Source organism: Streptomyces sp. NPDC044061, from assembly GCF_056434305.1.
Genome location: NZ_JBWKFL010000020.1, coordinates 80,786 through 105,803, shown reverse-complemented (window position 1 = coordinate 105,803; position 25,018 = coordinate 80,786). Strand labels below are relative to the sequence as shown.

At 71.5% G+C, this 25,018-nt stretch carries 20 protein-coding genes; 13 read left to right on the top strand and 7 right to left on the bottom strand.

Annotated elements, in window-relative coordinates; genetic code table 11:
* Nucleotides 1–225: 225 nt before the first annotated feature.
* Genes AC07CM_RS30300 through AC07CM_RS30290 form a run of 3 tightly spaced genes read right to left on the bottom strand, consistent with a single transcriptional unit; the run spans nucleotide 226 to nucleotide 3,762 of the window.
* Nucleotides 226–855, bottom strand: a complete 630-nt coding sequence (locus tag AC07CM_RS30300) for a TetR/AcrR family transcriptional regulator (protein WP_478879641.1) — start codon at nucleotides 853–855, stop codon at nucleotides 226–228.
* 47 nt (nucleotides 856–902) lie between these two features.
* Nucleotides 903–2,987: a YhgE/Pip family protein gene (locus tag AC07CM_RS30295; RefSeq protein ID WP_478879640.1), complete on the bottom strand. Its 2,085-nt coding sequence runs from the start codon at nucleotides 2,985–2,987 to the stop codon at nucleotides 903–905.
* The gene (locus tag AC07CM_RS30290) at nucleotides 2,959–3,762 is read right to left on the bottom strand and encodes an ATP-binding cassette domain-containing protein (protein ID WP_478879639.1); all 804 of its coding nucleotides are present in this window, start codon (nucleotides 3,760–3,762) and stop codon (nucleotides 2,959–2,961) included. The genes AC07CM_RS30295 and AC07CM_RS30290 overlap by 29 nt, the downstream gene beginning before the upstream one ends.
* Nucleotides 3,763–3,928: 166 nt before the next feature.
* Between AC07CM_RS30290 and AC07CM_RS30285 the strand changes: the two genes are divergently transcribed.
* The 3 genes from AC07CM_RS30285 (at nucleotide 3,929) to AC07CM_RS30275 (ending at nucleotide 6,105) form a co-directional block, all read left to right on the top strand.
* Nucleotides 3,929–4,492: an SAV_6107 family HEPN domain-containing protein gene (locus tag AC07CM_RS30285; RefSeq protein ID WP_478879638.1), complete on the top strand. Its 564-nt coding sequence runs from the start codon at nucleotides 3,929–3,931 to the stop codon at nucleotides 4,490–4,492.
* A 181-nt stretch (nucleotides 4,493–4,673) separates the two neighbouring features.
* On the top strand, nucleotides 4,674–5,444 hold the full coding sequence (locus tag AC07CM_RS30280) for a methyltransferase (RefSeq protein WP_478879637.1): 771 nt from the start codon (nucleotides 4,674–4,676) through the stop codon (nucleotides 5,442–5,444).
* A 277-nt stretch (nucleotides 5,445–5,721) separates the two neighbouring features.
* Nucleotides 5,722–6,105, top strand: coding sequence for a DUF3040 domain-containing protein (locus AC07CM_RS30275; protein WP_478879636.1), 384 nt, complete (start codon nucleotides 5,722–5,724; stop codon nucleotides 6,103–6,105).
* 159 nt (nucleotides 6,106–6,264) lie between these two features.
* Here AC07CM_RS30275 and AC07CM_RS30270 read toward each other — a convergent pair whose 3' ends face one another.
* From AC07CM_RS30270 to AC07CM_RS30255, 4 genes are all read right to left on the bottom strand, one after another.
* The gene (locus AC07CM_RS30270) at nucleotides 6,265–8,652 is read right to left on the bottom strand and encodes a transglutaminase TgpA family protein (RefSeq protein ID WP_478879635.1); all 2,388 of its coding nucleotides are present in this window, start codon (nucleotides 8,650–8,652) and stop codon (nucleotides 6,265–6,267) included.
* A complete protein-coding gene (locus AC07CM_RS30265; RefSeq protein ID WP_478879634.1) occupies nucleotides 8,649–10,010 on the bottom strand; it encodes a DUF58 domain-containing protein in 1,362 nt (453 codons plus the stop codon). Before AC07CM_RS30265 ends, AC07CM_RS30270 begins: the two co-directional genes overlap by 4 nt.
* Nucleotides 10,010–11,050: an AAA family ATPase gene (locus AC07CM_RS30260; protein ID WP_478879633.1), complete on the bottom strand. Its 1,041-nt coding sequence runs from the start codon at nucleotides 11,048–11,050 to the stop codon at nucleotides 10,010–10,012. Before AC07CM_RS30260 ends, AC07CM_RS30265 begins: the two co-directional genes overlap by 1 nt.
* Before the next feature lie 276 nt (nucleotides 11,051–11,326).
* Nucleotides 11,327–11,938, bottom strand: a complete 612-nt coding sequence (locus tag AC07CM_RS30255; protein WP_478879632.1) for a beta-class carbonic anhydrase — start codon at nucleotides 11,936–11,938, stop codon at nucleotides 11,327–11,329.
* A 355-nt stretch (nucleotides 11,939–12,293) separates the two neighbouring features.
* On the opposite strand from AC07CM_RS30255, the gene rsmH reads away from it, so the two are divergent.
* The 10 genes from rsmH (at nucleotide 12,294) to AC07CM_RS30205 (ending at nucleotide 24,818) form a co-directional block, all read left to right on the top strand.
* Entirely contained in the window at nucleotides 12,294–13,250 is a 957-nt protein-coding gene (gene rsmH, locus AC07CM_RS30250; protein WP_478879631.1) for a 16S rRNA (cytosine(1402)-N(4))-methyltransferase RsmH, read from the top strand.
* 63 nt (nucleotides 13,251–13,313) lie between these two features.
* On the top strand, nucleotides 13,314–13,898 hold the full coding sequence (gene ftsL, locus AC07CM_RS30245) for a cell division protein FtsL (protein ID WP_478879630.1): 585 nt from the start codon (nucleotides 13,314–13,316) through the stop codon (nucleotides 13,896–13,898).
* Nucleotides 13,899–13,903: 5 nt separating this feature from the next.
* Entirely contained in the window at nucleotides 13,904–15,868 is a 1,965-nt protein-coding gene (locus AC07CM_RS30240) for a peptidoglycan D,D-transpeptidase FtsI family protein (protein ID WP_478879629.1), read from the top strand.
* A 47-nt stretch (nucleotides 15,869–15,915) separates the two neighbouring features.
* A complete protein-coding gene (locus AC07CM_RS30235; RefSeq protein WP_478879628.1) occupies nucleotides 15,916–17,571 on the top strand; it encodes a UDP-N-acetylmuramoyl-L-alanyl-D-glutamate--2,6-diaminopimelate ligase in 1,656 nt (551 codons plus the stop codon).
* Nucleotides 17,572–17,575: 4 nt separating this feature from the next.
* On the top strand, nucleotides 17,576–18,979 hold the full coding sequence (locus AC07CM_RS30230; protein ID WP_478879627.1) for a UDP-N-acetylmuramoyl-tripeptide--D-alanyl-D-alanine ligase: 1,404 nt from the start codon (nucleotides 17,576–17,578) through the stop codon (nucleotides 18,977–18,979).
* Nucleotides 18,979–20,049: a phospho-N-acetylmuramoyl-pentapeptide-transferase gene (gene mraY, locus AC07CM_RS30225; protein WP_391329135.1), complete on the top strand. Its 1,071-nt coding sequence runs from the start codon at nucleotides 18,979–18,981 to the stop codon at nucleotides 20,047–20,049. The genes AC07CM_RS30230 and mraY overlap by 1 nt, the downstream gene beginning before the upstream one ends.
* Nucleotides 20,031–21,473, top strand: coding sequence for a UDP-N-acetylmuramoyl-L-alanine--D-glutamate ligase (gene murD, locus AC07CM_RS30220; RefSeq protein ID WP_478879626.1), 1,443 nt, complete (start codon nucleotides 20,031–20,033; stop codon nucleotides 21,471–21,473). Before mraY ends, murD begins: the two co-directional genes overlap by 19 nt.
* A gap of 67 nt (nucleotides 21,474–21,540) precedes the next feature.
* On the top strand, nucleotides 21,541–22,902 hold the full coding sequence (gene ftsW / locus AC07CM_RS30215; RefSeq protein WP_478879625.1) for a putative lipid II flippase FtsW: 1,362 nt from the start codon (nucleotides 21,541–21,543) through the stop codon (nucleotides 22,900–22,902).
* 6 nt (nucleotides 22,903–22,908) lie between these two features.
* Entirely contained in the window at nucleotides 22,909–23,997 is a 1,089-nt protein-coding gene (gene murG, locus AC07CM_RS30210; protein WP_478879624.1) for an undecaprenyldiphospho-muramoylpentapeptide beta-N-acetylglucosaminyltransferase, read from the top strand.
* Between the two features lie 26 nt (nucleotides 23,998–24,023).
* Nucleotides 24,024–24,818, top strand: coding sequence for a cell division protein FtsQ/DivIB (locus tag AC07CM_RS30205; protein WP_478879623.1), 795 nt, complete (start codon nucleotides 24,024–24,026; stop codon nucleotides 24,816–24,818).
* Nucleotides 24,819–25,018 lie beyond the last annotated feature (200 nt).

The window sequence follows — 25,018 nt, the reverse complement described above, 5'->3', positions numbered from 1 at the left end:
CGGGGCGGCGGAACGGTGCCCGCACCCCGGCCGCTCCTTCCGCCGATCCGTCGGCGGAAGCGAGGCACGGGGGACCCGGGGCAGACCACCACGGGGGACCGACGGGGGAAACCGTACGGGGGAGTACGGGAAGTACGGGGGAGCGGGAAGGCGCCGGGCCGACAGCGGACCGGCGCCTTCTTCGTGTGCCTCGCCTTCCTCGCCTTCGTCGTGTTCCTCGTACGCTCAGGCCCTCCCGCTCACGCGTCCCTGGAGCAGCCGGGACAGGGCCGCGTGGACGTCGTCAAGCGAGCGCTCCGGCTGGAAGGACTTCCAGTCCAGGGCGGCCACCAGCACCATGCCGACCAGCGCGGCCGCCGTCAGCTGGACGTCGATCTCCTCGCTGAACTCGCCGGCCGCCACCCCCTCGCGCAGCACCCCCTCCACGACGGCCACGGCCTGCTGCCGCACCACCATCAGGGTCGACTGCCAGGCGCGGTTGGTGCGCCACAGCTCGGCCACGTACAGCTGGGTGAAGGCCGGGTAGCGGTCGATGAAGACCAGGCCCGCGCGGACCATCGCGTCCAGCGCGTCCACCCTGCTGCCGCCCTCGGCCGCGGTCCGCTCGGCCGCCTCCCGCAGGGAGGCGGTGAGGAGACCCACGCCGTGCCGCAGCAGCTCCTCGAAGAGGACCGACTTGCTCGCGAAGTTGTAGTAGACCGTGCCCTTCGCGACCCCGGCCCGCTCGGCGATCTCGTCCACCGTGGTGGCGGAGAAACCCTGCTCGGCGATGAGCGTGACGGCCGCTTCGTAGAGCTTCTGCCGGGTGGCCTCGCGGCGCGTGCTGCCCGCGGAGGTGGCGCTGCTGCTTTCCATGGCCCCGATTGTCACAGGTACGCGCGCGTACAGGGACTTGTCGGGGATCACAGGCTCAGTTCCGGGTGCAGCCGGTCCAGCGTCCACACCTGGCGGCGCCGGGCCGCGAGCGCGGTCAGCGCGACGGCGCCCGCGGTGAACGCGGTCAGCACGCCGCAGGCCTGCCACACCGGGCCGAGTCCGCCGCCCGTGATCAGCCGGCGCAGGGCCTCCACGATGTAGCTCATCGGCAGGAACGGATGGATGGCGTTGAAGAAGCCCGGGCTGGTCTGCACGGGGTAGGTGCCGCCCGCCGAGGTCAGCTGGAGCATCAGCAGGGCCAGGACGAGGATCCGGCCCGCCGCGCCGAAGCGGGCGTTCAGCCACTGCACGATCGCCGCGAAGCACGCCGCCACGAGGAACAGGAAGCCGACGGTCCCGGCCGCCCGTGCCATCTGCAGGCCGATCGCCCAGTGCAGCACGGACATCAGCGCGGCCGTCTGCAGCACACCCACCGCGACCACCGGGAGCCAGCCGGCCAGCGCGATCCGCCAGGCCGGCGAACCGGCCGCCAGGGCGCGCCGGTTGAGCGGCGGGATCAGCATGTACGCCACCATCGCGCCCACCCACAGCGACAGCGGGATGAAGTACGGGGCGAACCCGGTGCCGTAGTTGGGCGCCTTGTGCAGGTCGTGGGAGGCGAGCTGGACCGGGTCGGCCATCACGCCGGTGCGCTTGTCGCGGTCCTGCTCGTCGTAGTCCGGGATCTTCTTAGCGCCGCTGTGCAGACCGCCGGAGAGCTTTCCGGAGCCGTCGACCAGCTTGTACATGCCGCCGTTCAGCGTCTCGGCGCCCGAGGCGGCCGTGCCGATGCCCTGGTCGAGCCTGGTCGCGCCGGTCCCGGCGGTGCCCAGTCCGGCATGGAGCTTCTTCGCTCCCGCGGCGACCCGGGCCGCGCCGTCGTTCAGCGTGTTGACCTGCTTGACGGCGTCGTTCACGTCCTCGTAGAGGTGCGGCGCCCGCTCGGCCAGGGCGTCGGCCTGCTTCTGGAGAGTGCCGAGGTTGGCCCGCATCGTCTTCAGGTCGCCGTCCTGGTCTGCGATCAGGGTGTTGAGGTCGTCGGCGACGGTGGCCACGTCGGCGGCCGCCTGCTTGGCCCGCTTCAGGTCGGGGCAGACCGGGTCGGGGATGACCGCGGTCTCGCAGTGCTCCTTGTAGACCTCGTCCAGGGCGGCCGAGGAGGCGTGGGCGGTCCGGGCGGCGCCGGGCGCGAGCTTCACCAGGACGTCGAGGTTGTGGCGCACCGCCTTGGCCGAGTCGGAGACCAGCCGAGCGGTGTCCCCGATGGTCTTCTCGTTGTCCTTCAGGAACGGTCCGGCCTTCGCGTAGACGCCGTTGACGTTGTCCGCGAGGGTCTGGGTGCCGTCCGCGACCCGCCGTGAGCCGTCCTCCAGGTCGCCCGCGCCCTTGGTGAGCTTCGTCAGGCCCCTGGAGAGCTTGCCGCTGCCGCTCTTGGCGTCCTTCAGGCCGTCCGCGAGGTCCTTGGAGCCCTTCTCCGCCTTTCCGAGGCCGCCCTTGAGCCGGTCGGCGCCCTTGGCCGCCGTCACGGTCTTGTCGTGGATGTCGGAGAACGAGATGAAGATCCGGTCGAGGAAGGTCCGCGACGCCTTGGTGGACGCGGCCGCGCGGACCTCGCCGAAGACCGTCTTGGAGATCTGGCCGACGATGTAGTTGTTCGCGTCGTTCGTCCGCACCCGCAGCGCGCCCGCCTCCGGGGAGTCGCCCGAACTCGAGGCGATCCGCCTGCTGAAGTCGGACGGCATCGTCAGCGACAGGTAGTAGGTGCCGTCCTCGACACCGCGGCGGGCCTCGGCGTCGCTCACCCGGTGCCACTCGAAGGTCCGGCTGTCGCGCAGCCCGTCCACGATGTCGTCGCCGGCGCTGATCCTCTTCCCGCCCGCGGTGGCACCCCTGTCGTCGTTCACCAGGGCCACCGGGATGCGGTCCAGGCGGCCGTAGGGGTCCCAGAAGGACCACAGGTACAGGGCGCCGTAGAGCAGGGGCAGCACGAGCAGCGCGACCAGGGCGGCGCGCGGCAGCTTCCCCCGCCCGAAGCGCCTCAGCTCAAGCGCGGCCAGCCTCGGCGAGCGCATCGGCCTCCTCCTTCGGGTCGGTCTTGTCGTCGCTCCGGTCGGCGGGAGCCGTCTCGTCGGTCGGCTGCGTCCGGCTTCCCTGCGTGTCGCTTCCCCGGGTGGAAACGGAGAGGCAGTCCTCGGGAGCGGTGCGGCACACGGCCACGACCGTCGTCCCCGCGCGCGTGAGGGACCGCAACAGGTCCCAGACCGCGGTGCGCTCGGGGCCCGAGAGCTTCATGTCGACGTCGTCCACGCCGAGCAGCCGGGGCCGGCCGAGGAGGGCCAGCGCGAGGGACAGGCGCAGTTCCTGCGGCCGCTCCAGGTCGCGTACGGCCGTCCGGGAGCCCTTGGGAAGCGTCTCCAGGTCGAGTCCGGCGGCGGCCAGGGCCTCGTCCACGCGCAGCCGTGCCCCGTGGACGCGGTCCGCCCGGGGCCGCAGCATCTCGCGCAGCGAGTCGCCGAACCGGCGCTGCAGCAGGGCCCGTTCCCGCAGGTGCTCCCCGACGGTCAGGGCCGGTTCCAGGTCGGTGACACCGGCCACGTTGGCCACGGCGCCGACCCGGCGCACCGCGGCCATGTGCCGGGGGAGTTTGAACCCGCCCACCGCGGCCACTCCCTCGGTGGGCTTCATCCGTCCCGTGAGCGCGAGCAGCAGACACGTACGGCCGGAGCCGGACGGTCCCTCGATCGCGATGAGCGAGCCGGGCTCAGCCTCGAAGGTGATGCCGCGAAAGGCCCATCCCCGCGGCCCCTTGAGCCCGAGGCCCTCGGCTGTGACGTCCACGCCGTCCACAAGCCCCCCTGCCTGCTTGCAATATTTGAACTGACTGGTCAGTGCAAAAATACGCCCGAACCTACGATCGAGGCAAAGGCCCAGGTCAGAACGGATTGTCAGTGCCATACCTCACGATGGGCACATACGGCACCCGTGCCGTCACCCAGACGACAGGAGGTTCGTCATGGCCAACTCGTCCGCAGCCGCCGCCCACCGGCGCCGCGCCACCGGCCCTGCCCCCTCACTGACCGGCCCGGCGAGCGACGTGCACCCCGTGCTCCGCCGGGCCACGGCCCCGCCCGCCGTACTCGACCTGCTCGCCCAGGCCCGCGCCGGACTCGAGGAGACCGACCGCCTGGAAACGCCCAACGAGCGCTACGCGACGGCCCATCTGGCCGCCCTGCGCACCGCCGCCGCCGTGCTCGCCGCCCGGGGCCGCCCCGAGACCTCCCCGCGCCGCCGGACCCGCATCCGCAGCGCCTGGGAGGTGCTCCCCGAGATCGCCCCCGAACTGACCGAGTGGAGCGCGCTCTTCGCCTCCGGCGCCGCCCGCCGTGCCCGTGCCGAGGCCGGCATCCAGGGGGCGGCCGGGCAGCGGGACGCCGACGACCTGATACGGGACGTGGCGATGTTCATCCGCATCGTCGAGCGGATGCTGGTGCTCCAGCCCGTCCTGCCCCAGCCTCGTCCGGACACCGACGAGCCACCGGGCCCGAGAGCCCGCGGTGACCTCCCGGACGCGGGCTGACCTCCGGTTGTCCGCCGTACGAGACGGACACGGCCGCACCCCACCGCGATGACGGGCAGGGCACCGGAGGCAATAGGGTGGAGGACGCCTGCAGCCTTCCTTCCTCCCGCACCCGGGCCGGGGAGGCACCCCGTTCGCGCCGCCGGGCAACAGGCGGTGCCGCGCCGAGGAGTCAACTGCCGTGTCGGACCCGATGCGACCCCGCGCCTCCCTCCGTACCGCCGTGGTCTGGGAGGTCCTCCAGGACGCCCTCGACCGCCGGGTCAAGGCCACCGGGCGGGACGCGCTGGACGTCCTCGACACCGGAGGCGGCAGCGGCAACTTCGCGGTGCCCCTCGCCCGCCTCGGCCACCGCGTCACCGTCGTCGACCCCAGCCCGAACGCGCTGTTCGCGCTGGAGCGCCGCGCCGCCGAGGCCGGCGTCGCCGACCGGGTCACCGGCGTCCAGGGCGACGCCCACGGCCTGTTCGACGTGGTCGAGCGCGGCGGCTACGACGTCGTGCTCTGCCACGGCGTCCTCGAGTACGTCGACGACCCGGCCGAGGGCGTCCGCAACGCGGTGGCGGCGCTGCGCTCCGAGGGCGTCCTCAGCCTGCTCGCCGCCGGTCTCGGCGGTGCCGTCCTCGCCCGGGCCCTCGCCGGTCACTTCAAGGAGGCCAAGCAGGCCCTGGAGGACCCGGAGGGCCGCTGGGGCGCCGGCGACCCGATGCCCCGTCGCTTCACCGCCGAGCAGCTCACCACGCTGGTCGAGGGAGCGGGGCTGAGGATCGGCGCCGTGCACGGCGTACGGGTCTTCGCCGACCTGGTGCCCGGCGTCCTGGTGGACACCGAGCCCGGAGCCCTCGACGCGCTGCTGCAACTGGAGGCCGCGGCGGCCGAACTGCCCTCCTTCCACTCGGTGGCCACCCAGCTCCATGTGCTCGGTGAGACGCGGGGGACCGCGGAGGGCTGAGCGACACGCGGGGCCGGTCGCTGATCAGGGGCTCGGCAGCGGATGGAGTACGCCACAAGCCCCCCGATCGAGCGGTTTGCGCCGTATGATCGAGGTATACCGTCCGGCATGACGGGTCGGCCGCCGGGGAATGGAAGCCTCAGCGAGCCGGGACTGCCATGACGGGGTTTCGGTTGGCCTATTGGCGTAGAGGGGCGGGTTTCACGGGGGCGATTCCCTGCCTATCCTGAAGGGACCCCCCGGGTCGCCCCGGCGACTGCACGATGAGGAGGACTCCGTGCCGCTCTCGGAGCACGAGCAGCGCATGCTCGAGCAAATGGAGCGAGCGCTGTACGCCGAAGATCCCAAGTTCGCGTCGGCGCTTGAGGGAAGTGGGCTGCGGACGTACACCCGGCGGCGGGTCTACCAGGCGGTCGCGGGCTTCCTCGTGGGTATCGCGCTCCTCATGGCCGGAATGGTCGCCCAGCAGATCTGGGTCAGCGTGGTGGGCTTCCTCGTCATGCTGGGTTGCGCCGTACTCGCCGTCACGGGCTGGCGCAAGGCCCCCAAGCCGGGTGAACAGCCCGCGGGCGCCCCACGCCGTCAGGTACGGCAGAAGCGCTCCATGATGGACCGGATCGAGCAGCGCTGGCAGCGCCGCCGGGACGGGCAGGGCCAGTAGCCGCCCGGCGTCCGCGCCGTCGACGGCCGCCGACAACAGCAGACGACGACACCAGACATCCGTGAGGGGTGACCACCGGCCGGTGGTCACCCCTCACGCGTGCTCGGGCGAGCGGAGCGACTGACGCCGTTCCGGCCATCAGGCCCCGCCCGCCCCGCCTCAGCCCTGCTGTCCCGAAGGCCTGCGCAGCGTCGGCCGGGCCGAGACCACGCGAGCCCTGAACGCCGCCCACCGGGCCGACACCTCCCACAGCACCCGCACCGCCGAGCGCGGAGCGAACAGCGCCCGCAGCCGCGTCCACCCGCTCACCGTGCCGTTCAGGGCGGCGATCACCCGGCGCACGTCCTGGGCCAGACCCGCCACCGGGCGTGGCCGGGGCGCGTACAGCACCTGCTCCAGCGCGTCCGCCACCCGGTGCACCGCGGCACCGGCCACCGGGTCGAGATGCCCCAGCCGGACGATCCGGGCGGCCGCCTTGCGCGGGGTCTGCGACTCGTCCGGCAGGATGCCGAGATCCCATGCGCTGTCGGTCAGCTCCTGCCAGGCCGCCAGCGTGTGCGCCGCCGCGCCCTCCTCGGTCCGGGCGTGCGCACCGAGCCGTACCCAGCGCAGCCGCGTCCGCCACAGCATCGGCGCCAGCGGGATCGCCAGGACGACCAGGACGGCGAGTCCGATCAGCCCGTAGCCGAGCAGGCGCAGCAGACCACCGCCACCGCTGTGCGGGGCCACTGCCGCCGACGGGCTGTCGCACGCGTCGAGCTTGTGCAGCTGCGCGGAGCAGCTCTGGCTCGCCGAGGGCGCCGCCGAGGGCGCCGAGGACGCGTTCTTGGACGGCAGCGCCTCGTCCGGCACGGAGCTGCCGGGCGTGTCCGACTGGGTGTACGACGGCACGGTGCCCCGGGTCGGGGTCGGCTCGAAACGGGTCCAGCCCACGCCCTCGAAGTACAGCTCGGGCCAGGCGTGCGCGTCCTTCAGGGTCACCGAGACCGAGCCGTTCGCCTGCGGGGTGCCGGGCGCGAAGCCCACCGCGACCCGGGCCGGAATGCCGAGCGTGCGGGCCATCGCCGCCATCGCGAAGGAGAAGTGGACACAGAAGCCCTGCTTCTTGTCCAGGAAGTTCGCGATCGCGTTCGGACCGCGGCCGACCTCCACCCGGGTGTCGTACTGGAAGCCGCCGTTGACCGCGAAGTAGTCCTGGAGCTTGACCGCCTCCTCGTAGTGGCTCGCCGAGCCCGCGGTGATCTCCCTGGCGGTCTGCGCGACCACCTTCGGCAGCTTGGACGGCACCTTGGTGTACTCGCGCTTCAGGGGCGCCGGCGGCTGTGGCGCTGCGGCCAGCTGGTCGGCGGTCGGCTGCACGTCCAGGCTGTTCACCTGGTAGGTCTCACCGCGTGTGTTCTGCCCGTGGTCACCGACGAGGGTCATGCCGACGGGCTCGTACCGCCAGTTGCCGCTGATCCGCACCCTGCTCGGCGGGTACGGCATCGGCAGCCAGTCCTGTGCGTACCAGTCCGCGGCCGTGACCGTGGTCTTCACGGTGGTGCGCTTGATGTCCGTGCCCAGGCCGACGGGTGTCGGGAGGACGTCCGGCAGACCGACGATGTGCCGTTGGGACGGCTTCCAGGTGGTGCCGTCGAAATCGTCCAGGGAGACGATCCGCAGATACATGTCCGACAGATCGTCGGAACTGGTCTTCAGCGACAGCACCTGGCGGTCGTTCTCCACGTTCAGGCTGTCGCGCAGCGACACCAGGGGGTTGACCGCGGAGATCGTGCCGCCGGTCCCGTTGCCCGGGCCGACACCTGCTCCGGCGGCGTCCAGCAGGCCGCCCTGGATCGAGAACAGGGGAAGGGCCGGCACCAGCACGGCGACACCGAGCGCGACCACGCCGATCCGGCGCCCGGTGCGCAGGGGGGCCACCGCTCCGCCCTCCGGGTCGTGCGGGTCGCGGGCCGCGCCACCGAAGACGCGGCCCCACTGGGCGAGCCGGTCCCGGCCCTCGGCGAGCAGCAGCATCAGATAGCCGGCCGCCGCGATCAGGAACGACAGCCAGTCGGCGCCGTCGGACAGACCCGCGGCCACCGAGTACAGCGCGAGCAGCGGCAGTCCGGCCGGGGCCGCGCTGCGGAAGGTCACCGCGAGCGTGTCCACCAGCAGGCCGATCAGCAGGACACCGCCGATCAGCATCAGCTTGATGCCGTCGCTGAGCGGTGCCGGTATCGCGTACCGGCTGACGTCGTCCGAGCCCTGCTGGAGCAGGTCGGCCAGGTGCCGGAAGGCGTCGGGGCCGGGGACGAACCCGATGATCGCCTGCGTCCGGGCGAAGACCAGGGTCAGCAGCATCAGGGTGACCAGGGCCTGCACCGCCACGGTCAGCGGCCGCGACAGCGGCACCCGCCGGGCCGCCGCCCCCACCCCGGTCTGCACGGCGACCAGCACGATCGCCTGGAACAGCCAGGTGGGCTGGTCGACCAGGGGCAGCAGTGCGCACGAGGCCATCAGCGTGGCCGCGGCGGCGCACAGCGCCAGTCGTGCCCGCCCGCTCATCCCAGTGCCTCCCCGCTCACGGCGGTCAGGCCCGAGCGTTCCCGGTCCGCCTGCCGCCACAGATCGTTCAGCGAGGCGCCGCGCGGCACGCTCAGCGCCGTCCAGCCCGCCTCGCGCAGCATGCGCAGCCGCTCCGCCTGCCGGTCGCCCGGGCGCGGCACGTCGGTCGCCTCCCGCACCCAGGTGTCGGGGTCCAGCACGAAGGCGACGGCGCCGCCGCTGCGCTGGCGCATCTTGGCGACCTCCGCGGCCTGCTCCTCGTCGAGATCGCCCAGGAAGGCGATCAGCAGCCCCTCGTTCCCGCCGCGCAGCACGTCGTACGCCCGGGAGAGGCCCGTGCCGTCGGAGTGGTCGACGACCGCCAGGGTGTCCATCATCAGTCCCGCCGCGTCCGCGGTCTCCTGACCGGCGCCCGCGACCCCCTCGGCACCCTCGCCGGGCACCGAACTGCCGTTGTCGGTCAGCAGACGCACCGAGAAGCCCCGCTCGAGCATGTGCACCAGGACCGACGCGGTGCCGGAGACGGCCCACTCGAAGGCCGAGTCGGGGCCCGCACCCTCGTAGCCGATGGCCCGGGTGTCCAGCAGCACCGTGCAGCGCGAGCGCCGCGGCTGTTCCTCGCGGCGCACCATCAGCTCGCCGTAGCGCGCGGTGGAGCGCCAGTGCACACGGCGCAGGTCGTCGCCGTAGCGGTACCCGCGCGGGATCACGTCGTCCTCGCCCGCCAGGGCCAGCGAGCGCTGCCGTCCGTCGCCGTACCCCTTGGCCTCGCCGCTGAGCCGGACCGGCGCCAGCGGGTCCACGCGCGGGATGACCGTCAGCATGTCGAACGTGGAGAAGGAGCGGGTGAGTTCGCACATTCCGAACGGGTCGGTCAGCCGCAGCTGCAGCGGGCCCAGCGGATAGCGGCCGCGCAGGTCCGAGCGGACCCGGTAGGACACCTCGCGGCGGCCGCCCGGCTCCACCCGGTCCAGCACGAAGCGTGGCCGGGGCCCGAGGACGTAGGGAACCCGGTCCTGGAGCATCAGCAGACCCGTGGGCAGCCGGGAGACGTTGTCCATCCGCAGATGAACCCGGGCCTCGCTGCCGGCGGGCACGCGTGCGGGGGAGAGCCGGCGGTTGCCGGCCACCCGGTAGCGGGTGCGGTAGAGCACGGCCGCGCAGAGCAGGGGCAGCACGGCCAGCAGCAGGCCGACCCGCAGCAGATCGCTCTGGCCCAGCACGTACGCGCAGATCGCGGCCGCGATCCCGGCGGCCAGGAAGGAACGTCCGCGGGTGGTGAGCCCCGCCAGGGCCGTACGGATCCCGCCCGCCTCCCCGCGGTCGGCCTCCGGCTGCCCCGTCCCCCCGGAGCTCATCACAGACTCCGCGGGGGCTGCTGGGGATAGGCCGGCATGCCCCGGCCGAGACCGCCGAAGCCGCTCTGCTGGTGCGGTGTCGCGGGCACCGGGGTGTGCTGCAGGATCTCCAGCACCACCTGTTCGGCCGTGCGGCGGTTGAGCTGGGCCTGGGCGGTGGGCAGCAGCCGGTGGGCGAGGACGGCGACGGCGAGCGCCTGTACGTCGTCCGGCAGCGCGTACTCCCGGCCGCTGAGGGCCGCGGAGGCCTTGGCCGCGCGCAGCAGGTGCAGCGTCGCGCGCGGGGAGGCGCCGAGTCTGAGGTCGGGGTGGGTGCGGGTGGCCGCGACCAGCTCGACCGCGTACCGCCGCACGGCCTCGGAGACGTGCACCCCGCGCACCGCCTCGATCAGCTTCACGATCTCGTGCGCGTGCGCCACCGGCTGCAGGTCCTCCAGCGGGGAGACCCCGCCGTGCACGTCCAGCATCTGCAGCTCGGCCTCGACGCTCGGATAGCCGACGGAGACCCGGGCCATGAAGCGGTCGCGCTGGGCCTCGGGCAGCGGATAGGTGCCCTCCATCTCCACGGGGTTCTGCGTGGCCACCACCATGAATGGGCTGGGCAGTTCATAGCTGTGCCCGTCGATGGTGACCTGCCGCTCCTCCATGGACTCCAGCAGCGCCGACTGGGTCTTGGGCGAGGCGCGGTTGATCTCGTCGCCGATCACGATCTGCGCGAAGATGGCGCCCGGCTTGAACTCGAAGTCCCGGCGCTGCTGGTCCCAGATGGACACACCCGTGATGTCCGAGGGCAGCAGGTCGGGGGTGAACTGGATGCGCCGCACCGAGCAGTCGATGGACCGCGCCAGCGCCTTTGCGAGCATCGTCTTGCCCACGCCGGGGACGTCCTCGATCAACAGGTGTCCCTCGGCGAGCAGTACGGTCAGCGAAAGCCGTACGACCTCGGGCTTGCCCTCGATCACACCCTCCACCGAACTGCGGACGCGCTCCACAGTGGCGGTCAGATCAGTGAGGCTCGCTCGATCGTCATAGGTCGTCACCCGGCCCTCCTCGGCCCGTTCTTACTACGGGCCGTCGCTCTGCGTGCGAAACCGGCCCACCCCGAAAACACGGACACCGCGCGGAAAAGGTTCCACGCGACGCCCACACCCCGCATTCTTGCTGCCGTTACCGATTCGTGTCACTCGCCTGTGGACAACTGCCCGCACTATGTCGGTCTTGCGGCCTTTTCGACCGGTGTTTTCGATGACGCGCGGCGAAACGTCTCCGCCGCAGCCGGGGTGTTGGGGCGGGCCGGCGGGCCCCCGCGAGCCGGATCAGGCCGGGTCGATCTCGCGCAGCAGACCGGTGCGCACGTCGAAGACGAAGCCGCGCACGTCGTCCGTGTGCAGCAGGAACGGCGAGGTGCGTACCCGCTGCATGGACTGGCGCACGTCCTGGTCGACGTCCCGGAAGGACTCCACCGCCCACGCCGGACGCTGGCCGACCTCCATCTCCAGTTCGGTGCGGAAGTCCTCGGTGAGAGCCTCCAGACCGCAGCCGGTGTGGTGGATCAGGACGATGCTGCGGGTGCCGAGCTTGCGCTGGCTGATGGTCAGGGAGCGGATCACGTCGTCGGTGACCACGCCGCCCGCGTTGCGGATCGTGTGGCAGTCGCCCAGCTCCAGGCCGAGCGCTGCGTGCAGGTCGAGCCGGGCGTCCATACAAGCCACCACGGCCACGTGCAGGACCGGACGGGCGTCCATTCCGGGGTCGGTGAAGGCGGACGCATAGCGCTCGTTGGACCCGACGAGGCGGTCCGTCACGGTGCCACCGCTGGTTATGGCGCCTTCGGATCCAGTGGGAACTGCTGCGGAAGTCGTCATAGCCACGACGTTACTGGTCACCAGCAGTCGCAGCCCGCTGTGAGAGCGGACAAAGAACGTCATCGTGGCTTGTTGTGAGCTAACCCACACGGAGGGCAAACAGACGCGGACGGGTGAATTCGCTCCGATTGCGGGCCGCGCCGTGATGCGGTACGCGACGCGCAGGCCGGTTGATTGACCGCGAGACACGGTGGACTAAAGTGACGCGAAGCGGGAGGCGCGGCTCTCCCTGCTGGTGAAACCCCTGGAGACCCAGGCACGACGCCCGGACCGTCTCCCCACGTGCGCGGCGCGTACGTACGGCTCGGCCTCCTCCCGCTCCCGGTCGGCTGACGCTTCCGGCGCCGGCAGGCCTCCCCTTCACAGAGCGGGCGGGGTCCCGGCGGTGCGTACGGCCCGCCGGACCTGAGAGGCCCCCTTGAGCCAGAGTCGACACGTCCCGGTGATGCTCCAGCGGTGCCTGGATCTGCTGGCACCCGCCCTGGAGCGGCCGGGAGCGGTGGTCGTCGACTGCACCCTCGGCCTAGGCGGCCACAGCGAGGCGCTGCTGACCCGGTTCCCTCAGGCGCGGCTGATCGCCCTCGACCGGGACAAGGAGGCGCTGCGGCTGTCCGGGGAGCGGCTCGCCCCCTTCGGCGAGCGCGCCACCCTCGTGCACGCCGTCTACGACGAGCTCCCCGACGTACTGCGCAGGCTCGGCGTCGCGCGCGTGCAGGGCGTGCTGTTCGACCTGGGCGTCTCCTCCATGCAGCTGGACGAGGCCGACCGGGGCTTCGCCTACGCCCAGGACGCACCCCTCGACATGCGCATGGACCAGACGACGGGTATCAGCGCCGCCGAGGTCCTCAACAGCTATCCGGCGGGCGAGCTGGTGCGGATCCTGCGCGCGTACGGCGAGGAGAAGCAGGCCAAGCGGATCGTCTCCGCGATCGTCCGCGAGCGTGAGAAGGAGCCGTTCAGCAACAGCGCGCGGCTCGTCGAGCTGATCCGGGACGCGCTGCCGCAGGCCGCCAAGCGCACCGGGGGCAACCCCGCCAAGCGCACCTTCCAGGCGCTGCGCATCGAGGTCAACGGCGAGCTGTCCGTCCTGGAGCGGGCGATCCCGGCCGCGGTGAAGGCCCTCGGTGTCGGCGGACGCATCGCCGTGCTGTCGTACCACTCGCTGGAGGACCGGCTGGTGAAGCACGTGCTCGCGGCCGGCGCCGCGTCCACCGCGCCGCCCGGGCTGCCGGTCGTGCCCGAGCGCTACCAGCCGCGGCTCAAGCTGCTCACGCGCGGTGCCGAACTTCCCACCGAGGAAGAGGTCGCCGAGAACCGCAGGGCCGCCCCGGCCAGGCTGCGGGGCGCCGAACGCATCAGGGAGGACGCCGAGTGAGCGAATCGGGTCGGTTGGGTTTCCGGACTCACCCGTCGGCGCGCCGGAGCCACCGGAGGGCCTGTGAGTAGGAAACCCGAACTGAGGGGGAGGGCTGCCCGGCTCGCCCGGCTCTTCCCGGTCGGCCGCGCTCGAGCGGCCCGTGCCCCGTTCGTCCTTCTCGTGGTCCTGCTGCTCGGCGGCGGCCTCATCGGACTGCTGGTACTGAACTCCGCCCTCAGCGAAGGCTCGTTCAAACTCGACGACCTGCAGAAGCGGACGAAGAACCTCACCGACGAGGAACAGTCCCTCCAGCGCGACATCGACGCCTACTCGGCCCCCGACGCCCTGCAGCGCCGCGCCCGCGAACTCGGCATGGTCCCCGGCGGCGACCCGGTCTTCCTCGGTCCCGACGGCACCGTCAAGGGCGTACCGAACGCGGCCAGTCCCGAACCCGCCTCCCTCACCGACCCGGTCGCCCCGGAGACCCTCGTCCCGGCCGCCGGTCCCTCCGCGGCCCCCTCGGCCACGCCGACGCAGCCCCCCGCCACCCCCGATCCCGCTCTCACTCCCACTGCCTCGGACCCGGCCCAGTTGACCGGCCCGCCGGCGGTCGTGGCGCCGCTCACCACCCTCCAGCCCGCCCCCACTCCGACCCCCGGCAGGTGACGGAAGTGTCCGACAGGGAACCGCCGCGCCGCCGCGTGCCCGGCCCCGCGAAGCCTCCCCGTCCGAGGGGCGCCGTCCGGCGCCAGCCCGGGCCCGGCGGCCGCCCGGCCCGCCGGCCCAGCGCGTACCGGCCGCCGCCCACGCCCGTCCTGCGGCTCGGCAGCCCACGCCCCCGGCTGCGCATGGTCGGCCTCGCGCTCACCCTGGTGCTGCTCGCCTTCGTCGTACGGCTGCTCCAGGTCCAGGCCGTCGACGCCAGCGCGTACGCCGCCAAGGCCCAGCTGAACCGCTATGTCGTGCACACCCTGGCCGCCGAGCGCGGCGGGATCACCGACCGCAACGGCGTGGCCCTCGCCATCAGCGAGGACGCGTACGACATCACGGCCGACCCGACGATGTTCACCGCCAAGCAGCTGAAGATCGCCGACGGACCGGAGCGGGCCGCCGCCCTGCTCGCGCCCATCCTCGGCCAGGACCAGGCCGCGATCGCCAAGAAGCTCAGGCCCGCGAACAGGCTGTCGCGCTACGCCCGGCTCGCCACCCGGCAGACCCCGCAGGTCTGGAAGCAGATCAAGGACCTGAAGGCAGCGCTCGGCAAGAAGTCGGAGACCGACAAGAACACGGTCAGCGTGCTCTCCGGCGTCTTCGCCGACCCCAGCAGCCAGCGCGTGTACCCGAACGGCGACCTCGCCGCCGGGATACTGGGCTGGGTCAACGCCGACGGCCAGGGCGGCGGCGGTGTCGAGCAGGAACTGAACAAGCGGCTGTCCGGCAAGGACGGCAAGCTCCGCTACGCCCAGTCCGGGGGCCGCGAGGTGCCCACGGCGGGATCGACGGAGACGCCCGCCGTGCCCGGCTCCGACGTCGAACTCACCATCGACCGTGACATCCAGTGGGCCGCCCAGAACGCCATCACCGAGCAGGTGAAGAAGTCCAGGGCGGACCGCGGCTACGTCATCGTCCAGGACGCCCGCACCGGCGAGATCCTGGCCATGGCCAACTCGCCCGGCTTCGACCCGAACGACCTGTCGAAGGCCGACGGAGAGGCCATGGGCAACGCGGCCGTCCAGGACGCCTACGAGCCCGGCTCCACCGCCAAGGTGATGTCGATGGCGGCCGTGCTGGAGCAGAACGCGGCCACACCGCTCACCCACGTCGTCGTACCGAACCGGCTGCACCGCGGCGACCGGCTATTCCAGGACGACGTGGACCACGCCACCTGGTACCTCACCCTCAACGGCGTGCTCGCCAAGTCCAGCAACATCGGCACCATCCTCGCCACGGGGCAGCTCGGCAAGACCCAGCCCGAGGCCAACAAGGTCCTCTACTCGTACCTGCGCAAGTTCGGCATCGGCAGCGCCACCGGACTCGGTTTCCCCGGTGAGACCAAGGGCATCCTCGCGCCCGCCGGCAAGTGGTCCACATCGCAGCAGTACACGATTCCTTTCGGCCAGGGCTTCTCCCTCAGCGCCATGCAGGCCGCCTCCGTGTACTCGACGATCGCCAATGGCGGAGTCCGCGTCGAGCCGACCCTGGTGCGCGGCACCAAGGGCGCCGACGGCCGCTTCGCACCCGCCGCGCAGCCCAGGAAGGCCCGTGTGGTCAGTGCGAAGACCGCGAAGACCCTCGCCCAGATGCTGGAGTCCGTCGTGGACGACGAGCAGGGCACCGGCATCAAGGCCCGCATCCCCGGGTACCGGGTGGCGGGCAAGACCGGCACGGCCAACCGCGTGGATCCGGCCACCGGCCGCTACCACGGCTACACCTCGTCCTTCGCCGGATTCGCACCCGCGGACAACCCGCGGATCACCGTCTACTGCGCGATCCAGAACGCCACGTCCGGCAGCTACTTCGGCGGCCAGATCTGCGGCCCGATCTACAAGCAGGTGATGGAGTTCGCCCTGAAGACCCTCCAGGTCCCGCCGACCGGGGCCAGGCCCGCGAACCTGCCCGTCGCCTACAAGCCCTGATCAGCACACCCGGACGACCACCCGGAACGACCACCAGGAACCAGCTCGTGACAACCATCACCCCGAAGCCCGGGAACCGGGGCACCTCGAGCCCCTCGCTTCGCTCCGGAGCGGGTACGCCCGGTACGCTCACCGCCGTGCCACACGCTGATCAGTCCCAAACCACCCAGAAGGGCGCTTCCGTGACATATCCGGGACCGCCGCGACCGGTTCAGGTCTCCGCCACACCCCTCGCGGAACTGGCCGATCAGCTGGGTGCCGCCGCTCCGGACCGCACCGCCGGGATCACGGGGATCACCCACGACTCGCGCGCCGTCCGCCCCGGCGACCTGTACGCCGCCCTCCCGGGCGCCCGCCTGCACGGCGCGGACTTCGTCACCCAGGCCGCCGGCCTCGGGGCGGTCGCCGTGCTGACCGACCCGACGGGCGCCGAACGCGCCGCCGCGACCGGACTGCCGGTCCTGGTCGCGGACGACCCGCGCGCGCGGATGGGCGAGCTGGCGGCGACGATCTACGGCCACCCCGGCCGCGACCTGCTGCAGATCGGCATCACCGGCACCTCCGGCAAGACCACCACCGCCTACCTGGTCGAGGGCGGTCTCAAGACCACCCGCAGCACCGGGCTCATCGGCACCGTCGAGATGCGCATCGGCGAGGAGCGCATCAAGTCCGAGCGCACCACCCCCGAAGCCACCGACCTGCAGGCCCTGTTCGCCGTCATGCGCGAACGCGGCGTCGAGGCGGTCGCCATGGAGGTCTCCAGCCACGCCCTGGTCCTCGGCCGGGTGGACGGCTGCGTCTTCGACATCGCCGTGTTCACCAATCTCAGCCCGGAACACATGGAGTTCCACTCCGACATGGAGGACTACTACCGGGCCAAGGCGCAGCTTTTCACGCCGAAACGCAGCAAACTCGGCGTGATCAACACCGACGACGAGTACGGCCGCCGGCTCGCCGCGGAGGCGACCGTCCCGGTCGTCACCTTCTCCGCCGAGGGGCACCCCGACGCCGACTGGCGCGCCGAGGACGTCCAGGTCGGCCCCATGGACTCGACGTTCACCGTCATCGGGCCCCAGGGTGAGCGCATCCACGCCAAGTCGCCGCTGCCGGGCCCCTTCAACGTGGCGAACACCCTCGCCGCCGTCGTCGCCCTAGCCGTGGCGGGTCTCGACCCGCAGACCGCCGCCGACGGCGTCGCCGCCGTGCCGGGCGTCCCCGGCCGCCTGGAGCGCGTGGACGCCGGGCAGGTCTACCTCGCGGTCGTCGACTACGCACACAAGACCGACGCGGTCGAGTCGGTGCTCAAGGCGCTGCGCAAGGTCACCAAGGGCCGTCTGCACGTGGTCCTCGGCTGCGGCGGCGACCGCGACCGGACCAAGCGCGCCCCGATGGGCGCCGCTGCGGCCCGGCTCGCCGACACGGCCGTACTGACATCGGACAACCCCCGCTCCGAGGACCCCCTCGCGATCCTCGCGACCATGCTCGAGGGCGCGGCGTCCGTGCCCGCGCACGAGCGCGGGGAGGTGCTCCTCTTCGAGGACCGGGCCGCAGCGATCGCCGCCGCCGTGGGCCGCGCCGCCCCCGGCGACACCGTGCTGGTCGCCGGCAAGGGCCACGAGCAGGGCCAGGACATCGCCGGCGTGATCCGTCCGTTCGACGACCGCCAGGTGCTTCGCGAAGCTATCCAGAAGACCCAGGGATGAACTTGTGATCGCCCTCTCCCTCGCCGAGATCGCAGCAGTCGTCGGCGGGCAGACGCACGACATACCGGATCCGTCCGTCCAGGTCACGGGACCGGTCGTCCGGGACTCCCGCGAGGTGGTGCCCGGCAGCCTGTTCGCCGCGTTCGTCGGCGAGCGCGTGGACGGCCACGACTACGCACCGCAGGTCGTCGAGGCAGGTGCGGTCGCCGTACTGGCGTCGCGGCCGGTCGGCGTCCCCGCGATCGTGGTCGAGGACGTCCAGGCCGCGCTCGGCGCCCTCGCCCGCCATGTCGTACGCCGGCTCGGGGCGACCCTCGTCGCCCTGACCGGCTCGGCCGGCAAGACCAGCACCAAGGACCTGATCGCCCAGGTGCTCCGGCGCAAGGCGCCGACCGTGTTCACGCCGGGCTCGCTCAACAACGAGATCGGGCTGCCCCTGACCGCCCTGTCCGCCACCGAGGAAACCCGCTTCCTCGTGCTGGAGATGGGCGCCCGCGGCATCGGCCACATCCGCTACCTCACCGATCTGACCCCGCCCAGGGTCGGCCTGGTCCTCAACGTCGGCACCGCCCACATCGGCGAGTTCGGCGGCCGTGAGCAGATCGCCCAGGCGAAGGGCGAACTCGTCGAGGCCCTGCCCGCCGCGGAGGACGGCGGCGCGGCGATCCTCAACGCCGACGACCCGCTGGTGCGCGCCATGGCCTCCCGTACCAAGGCGAAGGTGGTCCTTTTCGGAGAGTCGGCCGAAGCGGACGTACGGGCCGAGAACGTGCGACTCACGGACAGTGGACAGCCCTCCTTCAGGCTTCACACACCCTCCGGTGCAAGCGATGTGACCATGCGCCTGTACGGTGAGCACCACGTGTCGAACGCGCTCGCCGCGGCCGCCGTCGCCCATGAGCTGGGCATGTCCGCGGAAGAGATCGCCACCGCGCTCTCCGAGGCGGGCTCCCTCTCCCGCTGGCGCATGGAGGTCACCGAGCGCCCGGACGGCGTGACCATCGTCAACGACGCCTACAACGCCAACCCCGAGTCCATGCGGGCCGCCCTCCGGGCGCTCGCGGCCATGGGCAAGGGGCGCCGCACGTGGGCGGTGCTCGGCAAGATGGCCGAGCTGGGGGACGAGGCGCTCGCCGAGCACGACGCCGTCGGACGGCTCGCCGTCCGGCTCAACGTCAGCAAGCTCGTCGCGGTCGGGGGGATTGAGGCCTCCTGGTTGCAACTGGGCGCATATAACGAGGGTTCGTGGGGTGAGGAGTCGGTGCACGTGTCCGACGCACAGGCGGCGGTCGACCTGTTGCGCAGCGAGTTGCGCCCGGGGGACGTCGTACTCGTGAAGGCGTCCCGTTCGGTGGGTCTCGAGAGCGTTGCCCAGGCGCTCGTCGAGGGCGGGGTCGATGCCCGATGATGAAGCAGATCCTGTTCTCGGGCGTCATCGGTCTCTTCCTGACGCTGGTCGGCACCCCGCTGCTGATCAAGCTCCTCGCCCGCAAGGGCTACGGCCAGTACATCCGCGACGACGGCCCGCGCGAGCACGCCAGCAAGCGCGGTACGCCGACCATGGGCGGTATCGCCTTCATCCTGGCGACGATCGCCGCGTACTTCCTGAGCAAGCTCATCACCGGCTACGCCCCGACCTACTCCGGGCTGCTGGTCCTCGGCCTCATGTTCGGCATGGGGCTGGTCGGCTTCCTCGACGACTACATCAAGATCGTCAAGCGGCGGTCGCTGGGTCTGCGGGCCAAGGCGAAGATGGCCGGCCAGCTGATCGTCGGCATCGCCTTCGCCGTGCTGTCGCTGATGTTCTCCGACGCCCGCGGCAACACCCCGGCCTCCACGAAGCTGTCGTTCATCACCGACTTCGGCTGGTCGATCGGCCCGGTGCTGTTCGTGGTCTGGGCGCTGTTCATGATCCTCGCGATGTCGAACGGCGTGAACCTCACCGACGGTCTGGACGGTCTGGCCACCGGCGCCTCCGTCCTGGTCTTCGGCGCGTACACCTTCATCGGGGTCTGGCAGTTCCAGGAGTCCTGCGCCAACGCGCAGACCCTGACCAACCCGAACGCCTGTTACGAGGTGCGCGACCCGCTCGACCTCGCCGTCGTCGCCTCCGCGCTCATGGGCGCGTGCCTCGGCTTCCTGTGGTGGAACACCTCGCCCGCCAAGATCTTCATGGGCGACACCGGTTCGCTCGCCCTCGGCGGTGTTCTCACGGGCCTGGCCATCCTCTCCCGCACGGAGCTGCTGGTGGCCATCATGGGCGGACTGTTCGTCCTCATCACCATGTCGGTCGTCATCCAGGTCGGATCGTTCCGGCTCACCGGCAAGCGCGTCTTCCGGATGGCGCCACTCCAGCACCACTTCGAACTCAAGGGCTGGTCCGAAGTCCTGGTGGTGGTCCGTTTCTGGATCATTCAGGGCATCTGTGTGATTGTCGGACTGGGCCTCTTCTACGCGGGATGGGCAGCGGACAAGTGATCTCCTCGGTGCCCACTGGGCTTTCGGAGTTCCAGGGCAAGCACGTCACCGTCGCCGGGCTCGGCGTCTCCGGCGTCCCGGCGGCCAAGGTGCTGCACGCGCGCGGGGCGATCGTCACGGTCGTCAACGACGGTGACGACGCACGCGCGCGTGAGCAGGCCGCGGAGCTGGAGGCGCTCGGCGTCACCGTGCGCCTCGGCGACGGCGCGACCCTGCCCGAGGGCACCGAGCTGATCGTCACCGCGCCCGGCTGGAAGCCCGACAAGCCGCTGTTCCTGGCGGCCGGGAAGGCGGGCGTGCCCGTCTGGGGCGACGTGGAGCTGGCCTGGCGCCTGCGGGAACCCGACGCCGCCCCCTGGCTGGCCGTGACCGGCACGAACGGCAAGACCACCACCGTGCAGATGCTCGCCTCCATCCTGAAGGCCGCGGGCCTGCGCACGGCCGCCGTCGGCAACATCGGCGTCTCGCTGCTGGACGCGGTCCTCGGCGAGGAGCGGTATGACGTTCTCGCCGTGGAGCTGTCCAGCTACCAGCTCCACTGGGCGCCCTCCCTGCGCGCCCACTCCGCCGCCGTGCTGAACCTGGCCCCGGACCACCTCGACTGGCACGGCTCCATGGAGGCCTACGCCGCCGACAAGGGCCGTATCTACGAGGGCAATCGGGTCGCCTGCGTCTACAACGTGGCCGACAAGCTCACCGAGGACCTGGTGCGCGAGGCCGACGTCGAGGAGGGCTGCCGGGCCATCGGGTTCACCCTCGGCGCCCCGGGCCCGTCCCAACTCGGCGTCGTGGACGGCATCCTGGTCGACCGCGCCTTCGTGGAGAACCGGCACAAGAACGCGCAGGAGCTGGCCGAGGTCTCCGACGTCAATCCGCCGGCCCCGCACAACGTCGCCAACGCCCTTGCCGCAGCGGCCCTCGCGCGCGCCTTCGGGGTGCCCGCCACGGCCGTACGCGACGGGCTGAGGGCCTTCCGCCCGGACGCCCACCGCATCGCGCACGTCGCCGACATCGACTCGGTGGCCTACGTGGACGACTCCAAGGCGACCAACACGCACGCCGCGGAAGCCTCGTTGGCGTCATATGAGTCGATCGTATGGATTGCGGGTGGTCTGGCCAAGGGCGCGACCTTCGACGAGCTGGTCGCCAAGTCCGCGAAGCGGCTTCGCGGCGCCGTCCTGATCGGCGCCGATCGTGCCCTGATCCGCGAGGCCCTTGCGCGACACGCCCCGGAAGTACCCGTCGTCGACCTCGAACGGACCGACACTGGGGCGATGCTCCAGGCGGTGACGGAAGCGAAGCGGCTCGCGCAAACCGGCGACACGGTGCTGCTGGCCCCGGCCTGCGCCTCCATGGACATGTTCACCAACTACAACCAGCGCGGTGACGCGTTCGCGGAGGCGGTCCGCGAGCTCGGCGCCTGACCCGGCCGCCTGCCGGGCGGATCTTGGGAGGGACGCGTGGGACGGTCGACGTTCACTGGAGGCGTTGATGCCCGGTAGCCGTACCGGCCGGCCGCCCGTGCAGCGGGCGTCAGGCCGTCCCGCCGCCCCCCGGCCCGCGCGCGAGAACGCCGTACTGCGGCTCTACATGCGTGCGCGGAAGGCCTGGGACCGCCCGCTGACCGCCTACTACCTGATTCTCGGCGGCAGCCTGCTGATCACCGTGCTGGGCCTGGTGATGGTCTACTCGGCCTCGCAGATCACCGCGCTGCAGCTGTCGCTGCCGGGGACGTACTTCTTCCGCAAGCAGGCCCTCGCCGCCCTCATCGGCAGCGCGCTGCTGTTCGTCGCCTCCCGCATGCCGGTGAAGCTGCACCGGGCGCTGGCCTACCCGATCCTGGCCGGCGCCGTCTTCCTGATGGCCCTGGTGCAGGTGCCCGGGATAGGGATGTCGATCAACGGCAACCAGAACTGGATCTCCCTCGGCGGCTCCTTCCAGATCCAGCCCAGCGAGTTCGGCAAGCTCGCCCTGGTGCTGTGGGGCGCGGACCTGATCGCCCGCAAGCAGGAGAAGAAGCTGCTGACCCAGTGGAAGCACATGCTGGTGCCACTGGTGCCGGTCGCCTTCCTCCTGCTGGGCCTGATCATGCTCGGCGGCGACATGGGCACCGCGATCATCCTCACGGCGATCCTGTTCGGTCTGCTGTGGCTCGCGGGGGCGCCCACCCGGCTGTTCGCCGGGGTGCTGACGATCGCGAGCCTGATCGGCGGGGTCCTCATCAAGACCAGCCCCAACCGCATGGCCCGGCTCGCCTGCATCGGCGCCACCGAGCCCAAGGCCGGGGTCGCCGACTGCTGGCAGGCCGTGCACGGGATCTACGCCCTCGCCTCCGGCGGACTCTTCGGATCCGGCCTCGGTGCGAGTGTGGAGAAATGGGGCCAACTGCCCGAAGCCCACACCGACTTCATCTTCGCCGTCACCGGTGAGGAACTGGGCCTGGCGGGGACGCTGTCGGTGCTCGCCCTGTTCGCGGCTCTAGGCTATGCGGGTATCCGCGTGGCCGGACGCACGGAGGACCCCTTCGTGAGGTACGCCGCGGGAGGCGTGACGACCTGGATCATCGCGCAGGCGGTGATCAACATCGGTGCGGTGCTCGGCCTGCTGCCGATCGCCGGCGTCCCCCTCCCGTTGTTCTCCTACGGAGGGTCCGCCCTGCTGCCGACCATGTTCGCCATCGGGTTGCTGATCGCCTTCGCACGCGACGACCCCGCTGCGCGGGCGGCGCTTGCGATGCGGCAACCTCGCTTTGGTAGAAAGCGGGCGGGAGGCCCCGGTGCCGAGCGGGGGCCTCGGAGATGGAACACGATGCGACGGCGTGCCTCAGCGGCGCGTTCGTCCGGAGAGCGGTGAATTTCGGTGCATGTCGTACTCGCTGGTGGGGGGACCGCCGGCCACATCGAGCCCGCGCTCGCCCTCGCGGACGCCCTGCGCAGGCAGGACCCGACCATGGGCATCACGGCCCTGGGCACGGAGCGGGGTCTGGAGACCCGGCTCGTTCCGGAGCGCGGCTACGAGCTGGCGCTGATCCCCGCGGTGCCGCTGCCCCGCAAGCCCACGCCCGAGCTGATCACCGTCCCGGGCCGGCTGCGCGGCACGATCAAGGCCGCCGAGCAGATCCTGGAGCGCACCAAGGCGGACTGCGTGGTGGGCTTCGGCGGCTACGTCGCCCTGCCCGGCTACCTGGCCGCCAAGCGCCTCGGTGTGCCCATCGTGATCCACGAGGCCAACGCCCGCCCCGGCCTGGCCAACAAGATCGGCTCGCGGTACGCCGCCCGGGTCGCCGTCTCCACTCCGGACAGCAAGCTGCGCGACGCCCGCTACATCGGCATCCCGCTGCGCCGCTCCATCGCCATCCTGGACCGCGCCGCCGTCCGCCCCGAGGCACGCGCGCGCTTCGGCCTCGACCCGAACCTGCCCACGCTGCTCGTGTCCGGCGGCTCCCAGGGCGCCCGGCGCCTCAACGAGGTGGTCCAGCAGGTCGCCCCGTGGCTGCAGCAGGCCGGCATCCAGATCCTGCACGCGGTCGGACCCAAGAACGAACTGCCGCAGGTGCACCAGATGCCGGGAATGCCGCCCTACATCCCGGTAAGTTACCTGGACCGGATGGACCTCGCGTACGCCGCGGCCGACATGATGCTCTGCCGCGCCGGCGCGATGACCGTCGCCGAACTCTCCGCCGTCGGGCTCCCGGCCGCCTACGTCCCGCTGCCCATCGGCAACGGCGAACAGCGGCTGAACGCCCAGCCGGTGGTCAAGGCCGGCGGCGGCCTTCTGGTCGACGACGCGGAACTGACCCCGGAGTGGGTGCAGCAGAACGTCCTGCCCGTGCTCGCCGACCCGCACCGGCTGTACGAGATGTCCCGTGCCGCCGGTGAGTTCGGCCGCCGGGACGCCGACGACCTGCTCGTCGGCATGGTGTACGAGGCGATCGCCTCGCGCCGTTAGGACCGTATGACGAAAGGGCAGTGAGCGTGGCCGGACCGACGACCGCCGAGCGCGGTGAACGCCAGCAGGAGTCGTCCGGCCCGCCGCCCTCGCGGCGTTGGGGGAAGCCGCGCCTTCGTACGATCGTCATCCTGGTGTCCGTCCTGGTGCTCCTCGGGGGCGGTTCCAGCTGGGTGCTGTACGGCTCCTCGTGGCTGCGCCTGGAGCACGTCTCCGTCTCCGGCACGCGGGTGCTGACCCCCGCCGACGTACGCGAGGCCGCCTCGGTGCCGATCGGGGCGCCGCTGGTTTCTGTCGACACGGGTGCCATCGAAGTCCGACTTCGCCGGAAATTGCCCCGAATTGACACCGTTGACGTCGTCCGTGCCTGGCCCCATGGAATCGGCCTGAAAGTGACCGAGCGGACGCCGGTGCTGCTTGTCCGAAAAGCCGGGAACTTCGTCGAAGTCGACGACGAGGGCGTCCGTTTCGCCACGATTTCGCAGGCGCTGAAAGGCGTCCCGGCGCTGGAATTGACCGCGTCCAAGTCGGGTTCGGGTGCCGCGAGCTACCGGCGGTTCGGAATCGACCGGCTGGTGCGCGAGGCGGTCCAGGTCGCCGGAGACCTGCCGGCCGCGGTGGCGCGGGAGACCCGGACCGTCCAAGTCCGTTCCTATGACGACATCTCGCTGGAGTTGGGCGACGGCCGCACGGTCGCATGGGGTAGCGGTGAGAGCGGCCGCGTCAAGGCACGGGCCCTCACAGCTCTCATGAAAGCAGCTCCCGGCGCGCGGCACTTCGATGTCAGCGTCCCCACCGCCCCTGCGTCATCGGGGAGTTGACGCACATCAGCGCAGGCCAGCACCCTGGTTGGGCACTGCTACGGCTGATCACATAGGGTGAAAAGAAAAACGGGAGGTTCGGCGTGTTCGTTGAACGGGCGCCACTTGTCGACTTAGTGTCCTGTTCAGAAGACTCCAGGGAACAGACACACTGGTAACCCTAAACTTCAGGGTTAGGGTTCGGGTCGGCGTTCGGACCG

Bases quoted from the DNA above. Each gene is read 5' to 3' on its own strand.
- AC07CM_RS30300 (WP_478879641.1), bottom strand. From the start codon at position 855: ATGGAAAGCAGCAGCGCCACCTCCGCGGGCAGCACGCGCCGCGAGGCC.
- AC07CM_RS30295 (WP_478879640.1), bottom strand. From the start codon at position 2,987: ATGCGCTCGCCGAGGCTGGCCGCGCTTGAGCTGAGGCGCTTCGGGCGG.
- AC07CM_RS30285 (WP_478879638.1), top strand. From the start codon at position 3,929: ATGGCCAACTCGTCCGCAGCCGCCGCCCACCGGCGCCGCGCCACCGGC.
- AC07CM_RS30270 (WP_478879635.1), bottom strand. From the start codon at position 8,652: ATGAGCGGGCGGGCACGACTGGCGCTGTGCGCCGCCGCGGCCACGCTG.
- AC07CM_RS30265 (WP_478879634.1), bottom strand. From the start codon at position 10,010: ATGAGCTCCGGGGGGACGGGGCAGCCGGAGGCCGACCGCGGGGAGGCG.
- AC07CM_RS30255 (WP_478879632.1), bottom strand. From the start codon at position 11,938: ATGACGTTCTTTGTCCGCTCTCACAGCGGGCTGCGACTGCTGGTGACC.
- mraY (WP_391329135.1), top strand. From the start codon at position 18,979: ATGAAGCAGATCCTGTTCTCGGGCGTCATCGGTCTCTTCCTGACGCTG.
- murD (WP_478879626.1), top strand. From the start codon at position 20,031: ATGGGCAGCGGACAAGTGATCTCCTCGGTGCCCACTGGGCTTTCGGAG.
- ftsW (WP_478879625.1), top strand. From the start codon at position 21,541: ATGCCCGGTAGCCGTACCGGCCGGCCGCCCGTGCAGCGGGCGTCAGGC.